The 13,074-nt window shown below is 72.3% G+C and carries 13 protein-coding genes; 8 read left to right on the top strand and 5 right to left on the bottom strand.

What is annotated here, in order from left to right:
* The first annotated feature begins 1 nt into the window (after window position 1).
* Together AB0917_RS05115 and AB0917_RS05110 are read left to right on the top strand one after the other, a co-directional pair.
* Window positions 2–991: an SAM-dependent methyltransferase gene (locus AB0917_RS05115; protein ID WP_366818078.1), complete on the top strand. Its 990-nt coding sequence runs from the start codon at window positions 2–4 to the stop codon at window positions 989–991.
* 40 nt (window positions 992–1,031) lie between these two features.
* Complete coding sequence (locus tag AB0917_RS05110; protein WP_366818077.1) at window positions 1,032–2,174, top strand: NADH-quinone oxidoreductase subunit D; 1,143 nt, start codon at window positions 1,032–1,034, stop codon at window positions 2,172–2,174.
* A gap of 81 nt (window positions 2,175–2,255) precedes the next feature.
* On the opposite strand, the gene AB0917_RS05105 is transcribed toward AB0917_RS05110, so the two are convergent.
* From AB0917_RS05105 to AB0917_RS05090, 4 genes are all read right to left on the bottom strand, one after another.
* Window positions 2,256–3,341, bottom strand: coding sequence for a hypothetical protein (locus AB0917_RS05105; RefSeq protein WP_366818076.1), 1,086 nt, complete (start codon window positions 3,339–3,341; stop codon window positions 2,256–2,258).
* A 104-nt stretch (window positions 3,342–3,445) separates the two neighbouring features.
* Window positions 3,446–4,417, bottom strand: a complete 972-nt coding sequence (locus AB0917_RS05100) for an ABC transporter substrate-binding protein (protein WP_366818075.1) — start codon at window positions 4,415–4,417, stop codon at window positions 3,446–3,448.
* 70 nt (window positions 4,418–4,487) lie between these two features.
* Complete coding sequence (locus AB0917_RS05095) at window positions 4,488–5,162, bottom strand: ABC transporter permease (RefSeq protein WP_366818074.1); 675 nt, start codon at window positions 5,160–5,162, stop codon at window positions 4,488–4,490.
* A 3-nt stretch (window positions 5,163–5,165) separates the two neighbouring features.
* Window positions 5,166–6,008: an ABC transporter permease gene (locus AB0917_RS05090; RefSeq protein WP_366818073.1), complete on the bottom strand. Its 843-nt coding sequence runs from the start codon at window positions 6,006–6,008 to the stop codon at window positions 5,166–5,168.
* 140 nt (window positions 6,009–6,148) lie between these two features.
* On the opposite strand from AB0917_RS05090, the gene AB0917_RS05085 reads away from it, so the two are divergent.
* Window positions 6,149–7,327: a betaine/proline/choline family ABC transporter ATP-binding protein gene (locus AB0917_RS05085; protein WP_366818072.1), complete on the top strand. Its 1,179-nt coding sequence runs from the start codon at window positions 6,149–6,151 to the stop codon at window positions 7,325–7,327.
* Between the two features lie 15 nt (window positions 7,328–7,342).
* Here the strand turns inward: AB0917_RS05085 and AB0917_RS05080 are convergent, their stop codons facing one another.
* Entirely contained in the window at window positions 7,343–8,464 is a 1,122-nt protein-coding gene (locus tag AB0917_RS05080) for an alpha/beta hydrolase-fold protein (protein ID WP_366818071.1), read from the bottom strand.
* 175 nt (window positions 8,465–8,639) lie between these two features.
* Between AB0917_RS05080 and AB0917_RS05075 the strand changes: the two genes are divergently transcribed.
* From AB0917_RS05075 to folK, 5 genes are all read left to right on the top strand, one after another.
* Window positions 8,640–10,463, top strand: a complete 1,824-nt coding sequence (locus tag AB0917_RS05075; protein ID WP_366818070.1) for a phosphatidylglycerol lysyltransferase domain-containing protein — start codon at window positions 8,640–8,642, stop codon at window positions 10,461–10,463.
* Window positions 10,464–10,557: 94 nt separating this feature from the next.
* On the top strand, window positions 10,558–11,355 hold the full coding sequence (folP, locus tag AB0917_RS05070) for a dihydropteroate synthase (RefSeq protein ID WP_366818108.1): 798 nt from the start codon (window positions 10,558–10,560) through the stop codon (window positions 11,353–11,355).
* Window positions 11,352–11,825, top strand: a complete 474-nt coding sequence (locus AB0917_RS05065; protein WP_366818069.1) for a nuclear transport factor 2 family protein — start codon at window positions 11,352–11,354, stop codon at window positions 11,823–11,825. The genes folP and AB0917_RS05065 overlap by 4 nt, the downstream gene beginning before the upstream one ends.
* A 189-nt stretch (window positions 11,826–12,014) precedes the next feature.
* Window positions 12,015–12,374, top strand: a complete 360-nt coding sequence (folB, locus tag AB0917_RS05060) for a dihydroneopterin aldolase (protein WP_366818068.1) — start codon at window positions 12,015–12,017, stop codon at window positions 12,372–12,374.
* On the top strand, window positions 12,371–12,982 hold the full coding sequence (gene folK, locus AB0917_RS05055) for a 2-amino-4-hydroxy-6-hydroxymethyldihydropteridine diphosphokinase (RefSeq protein WP_366818067.1): 612 nt from the start codon (window positions 12,371–12,373) through the stop codon (window positions 12,980–12,982). The genes folB and folK overlap by 4 nt, the downstream gene beginning before the upstream one ends.
* The last annotated feature ends 92 nt before the right edge of the window (window positions 12,983–13,074 follow it).

The raw sequence follows: 13,074 nt of genomic DNA, 5'->3' as shown, positions 1-13,074 counted from the left end.
CATGACGGAGGAGTGGCGCGGTTGGCGGGAGGCGGCTCGGACCGCTTTGTACGGGGAAGAGGGCTTCTACCGGAGCCCGGTCCGGAGCCCGGAGGGGCCGGCGGGCCACTTCCGTACGTCGGTCCACGCCTCGCCCCTGTTCGCGCGGGCGGTGGCCGGGCTCCTGGCCCGGACCGCGAGGGAGCTGTCCACCCGGACGGTCGCCCTGGTCGATGTGGGCGCCGGGCGCGGTGAGCTGCTGACCGGGGTGCTCGCCGCGGTCCCCCGGGGGCTGGAGGTGGTCCCGTACGGGGTGGAGGTCGCCGCCCGCCCGCCGGGCCTGGACCCCCGGATCGTCTGGTGCGCCGAGCCGCCGCGGGGGGTCAGCGGGCTGCTCTTCGCCAACGAGTGGCTGGACAACGTGCCGGTGGAGGTGGCGGAGGTGGACGGGGACGGCGTCGCCCGGTACGTACAGGTGCGGACCTCGGACGGTGCGGAGCGCCTGGGCCCGCCGGTGACCGGGGCGGACGCCGCGTGGCTGGAGCGCTGGTGGCCGCTGTCCGCGCCGGGCGAGCGGGCGGAGATCGGGCTGCCCCGGGACGAGGCGTGGGCGGGCGCGGCCGGCTCGCTCGCGGCCGGGCTGGCGGTGGCGGTGGACTACGCGCACGTACGGGGTGAGCGGCCGCCCTTCGGGACGCTGACCGGCTTCCGGGGCGGGCGGGAGGTGCGCCCGGTGCCGGACGGCTCCTGCGACGTGACCGCGCATGTGGCGCTGGACGCGTGCGCGGGGGCGCTCGCGCACGGGACCCATGAGCTGACGGACCAGCGGGCGGCGCTCGGCCGGCTGGGGGTGTCCGGGGACCGGCCGCCGCTGGGTCTGGCCGCCTCCGATCCGGCCGCGTACGTACGGGCGCTGGCGTCGGCGGGCGAGGCGGCGGAGCTGACCGCGCGCGGCGGGCTCGGCGACTTCGGGTGGCTGCTGCACCGGGTGGGGTCACCGCCCCACGCGTAACCGCCGATGCGGCCGGCCCGGTCAGGGGATACTGGCCCCCATGACGGAGACGACCATCGGCATCGGCGGCGCGGCGGAGAGCACCGACATGGTGCTGAACATCGGCCCGCAGCACCCCTCGACCCACGGCGTGCTCCGGCTGCGCATCGTGCTGGACGGCGAACGCGTCCAGCACGCCGAGCCGGTCATCGGCTATATGCACCGGGGCGCGGAGAAGCTCTTCGAGGCGCGCGACTACCGGCAGATCATCATGCTCGCCAACCGCCACGACTGGCTCTCCGCGTTCTCGAACGAGCTGGGCGTCGTGATGGCGGTCGAGCGGATGCTCGGCATGGAGGTCCCCGAGCGCGCGGTCTGGACGCGGACGCTGCTCGCCGAGCTGAACCGGGTCCTCAACCACCTGATGTTCCTCGGCTCCTACCCGCTCGAACTCGGCGGCATCACCCCGGTCTTCCACGCCTTCCGGGAGCGCGAGGAGCTCCAGGCGGTGATGGAGGAGGTCTCCGGCGGCCGGATGCACTACATGTTCAACCGGGTCGGCGGGCTCAAGGAGGACGTCCCGGCGGGCTGGTCGGGCCGGGTCCGCGACGCCGTCGCCTCGGTCCGCTCCCGGATGGACGTGTACGAGAACCTGGTCCTCGGCAACGAGATCTTCCGGGGCCGCACGCGCGATGTCGGGGTGCTCTCGGCCGGGGCGGTGCACGCGTACGGGGTGTCGGGGCCGATCGCGCGCGCCTCGGGCGTCGACTTCGACCTGCGGCGCGACGAGCCGTACCTCGCGTACGGGGAGCTCCAGGAGACCCTGAAGGTCGTCACCCGGACCGAGGGCGACTGCCTGGCCCGCTTCGAGTGCCTGCTGGAGCAGACCCTCAACTCCCTGGACCTGGCCGACGCGTGCCTGGACCGGATGGCGGGCCTGGAGCCGGGGCCGGTCAACCAGCGGCTGCCCAAGGTGCTGAAGGCCCCCGAGGGGCACACGTACGCCTGGACGGAGAACCCGCTCGGCATCAACGGCTACTACCTGGTCTCCAAGGGCGAGAAGACCCCGTACCGGCTGAAGCTGCGCTCGGCCTCCTTCAACAACATCCAGGCGCTCGCGGAGCTGCTGCCGGGGACGCTGGTCTCCGACATGGTGGCGATCCTGGGGTCGCTCTTCTTCGTCGTCGGGGACATCGACAAGTAACCGGGGCGGGCCCGTCCGTCGGGAGACCGCGCAGCTCCGTCAGGAGACCACGCCCGTCCGTCAGGAGACCGCGCCGCTCCGTCAGGAGACCGCGCCGCGCAGCTCCGCCACGTCGATCTGCTCGGTCTCGTCGTGCGCGGTGAGGTCGATGACCTTGCCCACGGCCCGGTTCGGTGCCGCTCCCGTGCGGTGGGCGGCGAGCGCCTCCTCGCCGACGACGTCCGCCAGGTCCTCGTTCTGCACGGACTCGATCGCGGCGTTCGCCTTCCGGGTGCTCTGAGTGCTCTGGCCGTTCTGGGCGTTCTGGGCGCCGAAGAAGTCGAAGCCGCCCTGCGGGGCCGGTTGGCGGCGGGGTGCGGCGTACGGCACGACGGACGAGGCCGCGGGGATGGCCCGCGGTACGTGCACGGGCGCGGTGGAGGCCGCGGGGTGCGGGGCGCCCGGGGCCGGGGGCTTCGCGGGCGGGGCGGTGGACGGGCGGTGGGGCCGGCGGTGCTCACCCGCCCCGGTGGCCGCCTCGTCCTTCCCCTGTGGGTCTTCCCCCTCGGCCCGCTGCTCCGCGCCGTGCTCCGTGCCGTGCCGCGCGGCATCGGCGCGGCGGGCCTTCTGGAGTGCGGCGTTACGGGTGAGGTTCAGCAGGGCCTCGTCCGCGCGGCGGTAGGCGTCCGGGGTCGGCGTCGACCGTCCGGCGGGCAGCTCCGGGGCCGGGGCGGCCGCCTCGATGGCGAGCTGCCTGCGGCCCTCCAGCGCACTGGCCCGCTCGGTCTCGGCGTTGGCGTACCGGCGCAGCAGGCCCGCGTGCTCGCCGCGCAGTCCGGCGAGCTCCACCCGCTTGCGGCGGAGCTTGGTCTCCAGACGGGTGCGCAGCGCGCGCGACTCCTCCAGATCCTGCTCCAGCTCGGCTATCCGCTCCTCGGCCCGCCACTCGTCACGGGTGCGGGCCCGGGTCAGCTCGGCGACCCGCAGCCCCGCGGCCCGGTCCCAGCTGCGCATCAGATACGCGCCGGTCAGGGCGGCGGCGGCCACGGCGGCCACCAGGCCGCGCAGGGCGAGGGGTTCGGCGAGGAACCAGGCGCCGGAGGCACCGACGACCGACACTCCCGCCACCACGGAGGGCGGCAGGATTCTGTGAAGGGGTGGCGAATGGCGGTGGCGTCCACGTGGCATGGCCTGAAATTTACCGTGTGTACGCGCCACTTGGGGGGCCACCCGGCAATCTGTTCCCCGCCGGTTACCTCGCGGCCCCCCGAACTCCCTTCATCTCCCGCTTTCTACTTCTTGATCAGGCCCTTCGACTCCAGATACTCCTTGGCCACATCGGCCGGCTTCGCGCGCTCGGCGTCGACCTTGCGGTTCAGCTCGGCGAGATCTTCCGTGGTGAGGGTGTCGGTGATCTTTCCGAGCGCTTCGGCGATCTCCGGGGCGCCCGCGTCCTTGGCATTGAGGACCGGCAGGACGTTGTCCGCGTTCTGGAGCTTCTTGTCGTCCTCCAGGAACACCAGGCCGTCCAGCACCGCGTCCGTGGTCGTCGTCAGGACCAGCTCGACCTTGCCGTCACGGACGGCCTGCTTGGACTGCGGGGTGCCGACACCCTTGGGGTCGATACCCGTGACGTCGATGCCGTACGTCTTCTTCAGGCCGGGTGCGCAGAAGGGCCGCACCTCGCACTCGTCGCCCGCCGCGATCTTCACCTTGAGCTTCGACTTTCCAAGATCGGAAAGCGTCTTGAGGTTGTTCTTCTCGGCGAATTCCTCGGAGACCGCGAAGGCGTTCTGGTCGACGGCCTTCCCGGCCGGGAGCACCTTGAGGCCCAGCGGGGTGGCGAGCTTCTCCAGGGCGGCGACCGTGGCGTCGGCGTCCCCGGAGGCGAGGGGGTTGTTCTGGGCCTTCTCGGCCCCGTTCACCTTGGCGTTGAGGAATTCGGTGATCGTGGCGGCGTATTCGGGTACGACGTCGATCTCGCCCTTCTCCAGCGAGGGCTCGTACAGCTCACGGTTCTTCACCGTGGTGACCGAGGTGCTGTACCCGGCGTCGCCCAGGATCTGCGCGTACAGCTCGGCGAGCACCTTGGACTCGGTGAACGCGGCCGCGCCGACGACGAGGGAGCCCTTCTTTGCGTCGCCCGAGGAGCCGGAGCCGGCGTCCTTCCCCTGCTCCAGGCTGTCGCCGCCACAGGCCGCCAGCGACCCGGCCAGGGCCACCATGCCGATGACCGCTCCGGCTATCCGCGAGGTCCTGCTCATGTTGTTCTCCGTCCGAACTGAAGAAAGAAAGATGACAAGAAGGATGAAGGCGGAGCGCCGCCGGGCCCCGTCACGCGGTCCGGCGGCGGCGCAGCGGGGAGAGCACCCGGTCCAGCGCCACCAGCACCCCCTCCACCAGCAGGGCCAGCGCGGCGACCAGGATCGCGCCCGCGAAGACCTGTGCGGTGTCGTAGGTGTTGAACCCGGCGGTGATGATCCGGCCGAGGCCGCCGAGACCGACCATGGCGGCGATCGAGGCGGTGGCGACGACCTGGACGGCGGCGGAGCGCAGCCCGGTCATGATCATCGGGTAGGCGAGCGGCAGCTCGACCCGGACGAACAGCTGCCCGCCGGACATCCCCATGCCCCGGGCGGCCTCCACCACGGACCGGTCCACCTCCCGCATGCCGACATAGGCGTTGGTCAGCAGCGGCGGCACGGCGAACAGCACCAGCGCGATGATCGTGGGCCAGTACCCGGAGTTGCGCAGGGGCGTGACCATGAAGAGGGCCAGCACCGCGAAGACCGGTATCGCCCGCCCCACGTTGGAGACGTTGACCGCGAGCGCACCGCCCTTGCCGATGTGGCCCAGGCAGAGGGCGAGCGGCAGGGCGATGGCGCAGGCCACCGCGAGGGCGACCCCGCTGACGTACAGATGCTCGCCGAGCCGGTGGGCCGCTCCGCCGTCCCCCGACCAGTTGGCCCCGGTGGTCAGCCAGGTCCAGGCGTCGCCGATGACTCCCACGGGTCAGCCCGCCTCCACCTTCGCCGGGGCGGGTATGCCCGCCGGACCGCCCGGACCGCCCGGACCGCCTGAGGCCCCCGGCCCACCGGAACCGCCTGCGTCACCGGAACCGCCTGAGCCGCCCGGACCTCCCGAACCGCCGGGGCCGCCCGCACTCGTACGCGTATCCCCCGTCGCCGCCCGTATACGCGTCCAGGGCGTCAGCAGCCGCTGGAGACCGAGCAGCAGCAGGTCGGCGGTGACCGCGAGCAGCACGCACAGGACGGAGGCGGCGAGCACCTGCGCCTTGAAGAAGCTCGGCAGCGCGTCCTCGATGAGGTTGCCGAGACCGCCCTTGCCGACGAGCGAGCCGACCGTGGTCAGCGCGACCGTCGACACGGTGGCTATGCGCAGCCCCGCCATCAGCGCGGGCAGCGCGAGCGGGAGCTCCACCTCCCACAGCAGCCGCCACGGCCCGTAACCCATACCCCGGGCGGCCTCCTTGGCCTCCTGCGGGACCGCTTCGAGACCGGCCAGGATGTTCCGCACCAGGATGGTCAGCGAATAGAGCACCAGGCCCGTGACGACCAGCGCGGCCGAGAGCCCGAACAGAGGCAGCAGCAGCGAGAACATCGCCAGCGAGGGCACGGTGTACAGAATCGTCGTCAGCCCCAGCACCGGCCCGGCGAAGCCACGGCCCCGGCGGGCGAGCAGCGCCAGCGGAAAGGCGACCGCGAGCCCGATCAGCACCGAGACCACGGTGATCCCGATGTGCTGCACGGTGGCGTCCGTCAACTCCTGGCTGCGGGAGCGCAGATACTCGCCGCAGATCCAGTCGTTCGTCGCCAGGCAGTCCGCTCCGGCCATCTCGCCCCCGCCTCCCGTTTCCCTGTCGCGCCCGTGTCGAACTGACGTCTGGCGAGCCTATCCTCGACCACTGACAATCGCGGATGCTGTCGCATTCCGGCAACACGCCCTTCACAGAACGCCCTCCACAATGGGGAATCATGATCCGTTTCGAGCACGTCACCAAGCGGTACGCGGACGGCACCACCGCCGTCGACGACCTTTCCTTCGAGGTCACCGAGGGTGAACTGGTCACGCTCGTCGGACCTTCCGGCTGCGGCAAGACGACCACCATGAAGATGGTGAACCGGCTGATCGAACCGACCGAGGGCACGATATTCCTCGACGGGGACGACATATCCGCCATCGATCCCGTCGAACTCCGCCGCCGCATCGGCTATGTGATCCAGCAGGTGGGCCTCTTCCCGCACAAGACGGTGCTGGAGAACACCGCGACCGTCCCCCATCTCCTGGGCTGGAAGCGCAGAAAGGGCCGCGAACGCGCCGCCGAACTGCTCGACCTCGTCGGACTCGACCCTTCCGTTTATGGCGACCGCTATCCGGACCAGCTCTCCGGCGGTCAGCGCCAACGCGTCGGGGTCGCCCGCGCCCTGGCCGCCGACCCGCCCGTCCTGCTGATGGACGAGCCTTTCGGAGCGGTCGACCCGGTGGTCCGCGAACGGCTCCAGAACGAATTCCTGAAACTCCAGGCCCAGGTCCGTAAGACCGTGCTGTTCGTCACCCACGACATCGAGGAAGCCGTCCGCCTCGGCGACCGGATCGCCGTGTACGGGCACGGCCGCATCGAGCAGTTCGACTCCCCCGCCACCGTCCTCGGCGCCCCCGCCACCCCGTACGTGGCCGACTTCGTCGGCGCCGACCGCGGGCTCAAGCGGCTCTCGGTGACCCCCATCGAGGAGAGCGACCTCGACCAGCCCCCCGTCGTCCACCTCGACGACTCCCTGGCCGAGGCCACCGCGCGGCTCCGCTCCGAGGGCGCGCGCTGGGCCGTCGTCCTGGACGGCCGGGACAACCTGCACGGCTGGATCCCCGCCGAGGCGACCACCGGCGCCCCGGACACCGCGAAGGGCACCGTCCGCGAGCACGCCCGCCGGATGGAGGCCTGGCTCCCGCTCGGCGCCCCCCTCAAGCAGGCGTTCGCCACCATGCTCCAGCACGACGCCGGCTGGATCGCGGTCATCGACAAGGAGAGCGAGGGCCGCTTCCTCGGCGTGCTGACCCCCGCCCGGCTGCACGAGGCGCTGCGCCGCTCCATCGACGCGGACGCCCAGGCCGTACCGCGCGCGGAGGTCGCCGTGGAGACGGTGGCCACCGCATAGCGGCCGGCAGGTCCCTCACCGGGCGCTGAGGCGCCCGCTCAGCCACTCCAGGGCCGGTGGGATCTCCCGCCGCCACGTCGTGAAGTTGTGCCCGCCGCTGTCCAGCACGATCGAGGAGACCTGGGCGGGCGCCCTCACCTTGTCGATGAACTCCATCGTGCTCCTGAGGTTCCCCTCGCCCTGCCGTGACGTCGTCACCAGGAACGAACCACCGGACGGCGGCCGGTTCTCCAGCGTCCACAGCAGGTCCGCCCGCTCGCGCAGCGCCTGGTTCCCGTGGAACAGGTCCCCGGTCGTCGGGTCCTCGGCGGCCTTGTAGTAGGCGGAGAGCCCGGCGCTCGCCGCGTACCGGCCGGGGTGGTGCAATCCGATCTTCAGCGCGCAGTAGCCGCCGGTCGAGTTGCCGATGATGCCCCAGTTACGGGCCTGCTTCCCGACCCGGTACGACTGGGCGACGGCCTCGGGGAGGTCCTTGGCGAAGAACGTCTCCGTCTGCGGCCCCCCGGGGATGTCCACGCACTCGGTGTCCCGGGGCGGGGCCACCGTCGGCCGCAGCATCACCAGGATCATCGGCTGCGCCTTGCCCGCCTTCACGCGCTCGTGTGCCGTCTGCGGGTAACGCAGGCCCTTGAAGAGGTTCTCCGCCGTCCCCGGGTAGCCGGTCAGCACCACCACCGCCGGGAACGTCCGCCCGGCGTGCTCGCCCCGGAAATACTCCGGCGGCAGATAGACGTACGCCGGTGACGTGATCCCCGAGAGCCGCCCGGAGACCACCACCTTGTCGATCCGCCCGCCCGCCGCCGGCACCCCGCCGCCCGGCACGTCCGGCCGCTGGGTGGCGATCCGCGTCATGTTCCGCGCCCCCTGCCCCCCGCCGTCGTGGTCGGTGACCACGCCCAGCTCCTGCTCCTGGCCGAAGAGGTCGGCCCAGGAACCGTAGAAGAGGAACGCGTTGTTGGCCGCCAGGCCGACCGAGGCGAACAGCGTCAGCTGGGTCGCCAGCAGCAGCCCGACCCGGCCCGTCACCGCGGCGGCGCTCCGCCGGGCCAGGCGCGGCCAGAGCCAGACCGTGGCGGCGAACAGCGCCACGGCGGCGGCCGCCACGACCGCCAGAACTATGTTGCTGGTGAGACCCATGAGTGAGCTTTCTCTTCTGTCTTCTCTGCTGTTCTCCGCGCTTCCGAGCGGAAATCTCCGGAATGTGGATGAACCCTGGCCACCCGACCCCCGTCCTAGAGGGAGCACATCGTCCGAAGGGCCACGGCCGACGGACGAACAATCTCTGCGATCTCATCTGGAGCCACGGGAAGCGATGTCTGTCACGGTAGATGGGGATAAATCAGTGTCGGTTCCGCACCGTGTGCGGCGGGTGCTGCGCGGCCCGCGCCCCGAATCCGTACCGGCCCTCGTCGGCACCGCCTGCACCGTCGTCGGGCTGATCGACGTCGCGGCAGGGGTCTTCCCCCGCTTCCGGCACAGCCGGATGCACGCCCTCGCCGAGGTGCTGCCCGGGGCGCTCGGCCCGTTCGCCGCCGCGCTCTCGCTGAGCGCGGGCGTGCTGCTGCTCCTGCTCGCGCACGGGCTCAAGCGCCACAAGCGGCGGGCCTGGCGGGCGGCGGTGGTCCTGCTGCCGGCCGGGGCCGTGGCGCAGTTCGCGTACCGTCACTCGGTCGTCGGTGTGCTGGTCTCCCTGACGCTCTGCTACCTGCTCGTGCGCCACCGGGACCAGTTCCGGGCCCTGCCCGACCCGCGCAGCCGCTGGCGGGCGCTGGCCAACTTCGTCCTGCTCGGGGCCTCTTCGCTGGGGCTCGGGCTGGTCATCGTCTCCGTCCACCCGGGCCGGGTCGTCGGCGACCCGTCCATCGCGGACCGGCTCCAGCACGTGCTGTACGGCCTGTTCGGCGTCGAGGGGCCCGTCGACTACGCCGGGCGGACCAGCTGGACCGTGGCGTACTCGCTCGGCGCGCTCGGCCTGCTGACCGCCGTCACCACCATCTACCTCGCCTTCCGCCCCGAGCACCCGGCCGCCCGCCTCACCGAGGACGACGAGAGCCGGCTGCGGGCGCTGCTGGAGAGACACGGCGGCCGCGACTCGCTCGGCCACTTCGCGCTCCGCCGCGACAAGGCCGTCGTCTTCTCCCCCAGCGGCAAGGCCGCTGTCTGCTACCGGGTCGTCTCCGGGGTGATGCTGGCCGGCGGCGACCCCATCGGGGACGTGGAGGCCTGGCCGGGCGCCATCGAACGCTTCATGGACGAGGCGAAGGCGCACTCCTGGACACCGGCCGTGATGGGGTGCAGCGAGCGCGGCGGCCAGGTCTGGACCCGCGAGACCGGACTCACCGCCCTGGAGCTGGGCGACGAGGCGGTGGTGGACGTCGCGGATTTCTCCCTCGCCGGGCGGGCCATGCGGAACGTACGCCAGATGGTCGGGCGCATCGAACGCAACGGCTACGAGACCCGGGTCCGGCGAGCCCGTGACATCGGCGCCACCGAGCTGGAACGCATCCGCCGGGCCGCCGCCGACTGGCGCGGCACCGACACCGAGCGCGGCTTCTCCATGGCCCTCGGCCGCATCGGCGACCCCGCCGACGGGGAGTGCGTGATCGCCACCGCCCATCTGCCGGGCACCGAGGACGGGCCGCACGGCGACCTGAAGGCCGTCCTCCACTTCGTCCCCTGGGGGCGCGACGGGATGTCCCTGGAGCTGATGCGCCGCGACCGCTCGGCCGACCCCGGCATGAACGAGCTGCTGATCGTCGCCTCGCTCCAGGCCGCCGGGAAGCTCGGCGTCGCCCGGGTCTCGCTGAACTTCGCGATGTTCCGGTCCGCCCTGGCCCGTGGCGAGCGGCTCGGCGCCGGGCCGGTGCTGCGCTGCTGGCGCGGGCTGCTGATCTTCCTCTCCCGCTGGTTCCAGATCGAGTCGCTGTACAAGTTCAACGCCAAGTTCAAGCCCCGCTGGGAGCCCCGCTTCGTGGTCTTCCGCACCAGCCGTGACCTGCCCCGCATCGGGTTCGCGGCGATGCGGGCGGAGGGGTTCGTGAACCTCTCGGCGCCCCGCCCGTTCCGCTCCCGCGGCCCCCGCCCGTGCGGCCACACGCTGCGCGGCGCCCCGGAGCACGAGGTGAGCACGGCGTAGGGGCGTTCCCCGTACCCCATAGGCTGGTGGTATGAGTACGTCACGCGCGCGGGGCACGGTACGAGGGCTGCCGGAGTGGGACCGCTGTGCGGTCATGGGGGTCGTCAACGTGACGCCCGACTCCTTCTCCGACGGGGGCCGCTGGTTCGACACCACGACCGCGGTCAAGCACGGCCTCGACCTGGTGTCCGAGGGCGCCGACCTGGTCGACGTCGGCGGTGAGTCGACCCGCCCCGGCGCCAGCCGGGTGGACGAGTCGGAGGAGCTGCGGAGGGTCGTCCCGGTCGTCAAGGGGCTGACGTCCGAGGGCGTCACCGTCTCCGTGGACACCATGCGCGCCCGCGTCGCCGAAGAGGCCGTCGCCGCCGGGGCCGTCCTGGTCAACGACGTGAGCGGCGGCCTCGCGGACCCGGACATGATCCCGGCCGTCGCCGCCGCCGAGGTCCCGTTCGTCGTGATGCACTGGCGCGGCTTCAGCGAGACCATGAACAGCCGCGCGGTGTACGAGGACGTGGTCGCCGAGGTCCTCGACGAGCTGCGGCGGCGGATGGACGCGGTGATCGCCGGCGGCCTCGCCCCGGACCGCGTCGTGATCGACCCCGGCCTCGGCTTCGCGAAGAACGCCCGGCACGACCTGGCGCTCGTCGCGCACCTGGACGAGCTGCACACGCTGGGCCGCCCGCTCCTCGTGGCGGCCTCCCGCAAACGTTTCCTCGGCCATGTCCTGGCCGGCCCCGGCGCCGCCCTGCCGCCCGCCCGTGAACGCGACGCGGCGACCGCGGCCGTCTCCGCCCTCGCCGCGCGGGCCGGCGCCTGGGCGGTCCGGGTCCACGAGGTGGGGGCCACCGCCGACGCCGTACGGGTCGCCCGCGCCGTCGAGGGGGCCGCGTGAACGAGGACCACGCGTCGGCCGCCGCCGACATCGCCGAGGTCGAGCAGGCCAACACCGCCTTCTACGAGGCGCTGGAGCGCGGGGACCACGAGACGCTGTCCGGCCTCTGGCTGCCGGGCGAGGACCTCACCGTCTCCTGCGTCCACCCGGGGTGGCCGGTGCTCACGGGGCGCGGCGACGTCCTGCGCAGCTACGCGCTGATCATGGCGAACACCGAGTACATCCAGTTCTTCCTCACCGACGTCTCCGTGGCCATGACCGGCGACACCGCCCTGGTGACCTGCACCGAGAACATCCTCAGCGGCGGCCCGGCCGAGGAGGGCAACGCCCTGGGACCGCTGGTGGGCCAGCTGGTCGTCGCCACGAACGTGTTCCGGCGCACGCCCGAGGGGTGGAAGCTCTGGTCGCACCACGGCTCGCCCGTACTGGCGGAGACCGGCGAGGAGGACGACGAGGAGCCCCCCTCCTGAGCTGCGGCGCTCCGGGTGGGTTGGAATCCGCGGTCGCGGGGTATGGGCGGCTACCAGCCCCGTGAGGCGCCGTCCATGGCCCCCGCGGGCGAGCACCGTCGGTGCTCGCAGGTAGATTCGAAAGAAGGCACCTCGCCGCCCGCACGCGGCCGGGTGTCTCCTGGACCAACGACAGCAGGAGTGATTCGCGTGGATCGTGTCGCGCTGCGCGGCCTCAAGGCCCGCGGGCACCACGGCGTCTTCCCCCGGGAGCGGGAAGAGGGCCAGACCTTCATCGTCGACCTGGTGCTCGGCCTCGACACCCGCCCCGCGGCAGCCACCGACGACCTGGCCCGCACCGTGCACTACGGCGTGGTGGCCGAGGAGGTCGTCGAGGTGGTGACGGGCGAGCCGGTCGACCTGATCGAGACGCTCGCCGAGCGCATCGCCCAGCAGTGCCTGAAGCACGAAGCTGTCCAGGAGGTCGAGGTGGTGGTGCACAAGCCGGACGCACCGATCACCGTCCCCTTCGACGACGTGACCATCACCATCATCCGGAGCCGAGTATGACTGCGTTTTCCACCGAAGGGCAGAGCGACCCGACCGTACAGCCGGTGCCCACCGCCGTCGTCAAGCAGGTGGACGCCGCCGACGTCACCCTCTCCAACCCCAAGATGGCCGTGATCGCCCTCGGCTCCAACCTGGGCAACCGGCTGGAGACCCTCCAGGGCGCCGTGGACGCGCTGGAGGACACCCCGGGCCTGCGGGTCAAAGCGGTCTCCCCGGTGTACGAGACGGAGCCCTGGGGCGTCGCGGCGGACAGCCAGCCCTCGTACTTCAACGCGGTCATCCTCGTGAAGACGACGCTGCCCCCCGCCTCCCTCCTGGAGCGCGGCCAGGCCGTCGAGGAGGCCTTCGAGCGGGTCCGCGAGGAGCGGTGGGGCCCGCGCACCATCGACGTCGACATCGTGTCGTACGCCGATGTCCTCTCCGACGACCCGGTGCTCACCCTGCCCCACCCTCGCGCCCACGAGCGGGCCTTCGTCCTCGCTCCCTGGCACGACATGGACCCCGAGGCCCAGCTGCCCGGCTCCGGACCGGTCGCCGAGCTGCTCGCCGGGGTCGGCCGCGAGGGGGTCTCGCCCCGCGCCGACCTGGAACTGCGCCTGCCGGAGTAATCGTTAGGCTCGACGGGCACGAGCTCGGGAACACGCGGGCTCAGGGCTCACGGGCTCAGGGCTCACGGGCTCAAGGCTCACGGGCTCAAGGA

It is taken from the genome of Streptomyces sp. NPDC007346 (assembly GCF_040703535.1).
Taxonomy (GTDB): domain Bacteria; phylum Actinomycetota; class Actinomycetes; order Streptomycetales; family Streptomycetaceae; genus Streptomyces.
Note: the sequence above shows the minus strand (reverse complement) of the source record. Positions and strands in the feature narration are given on the sequence as shown.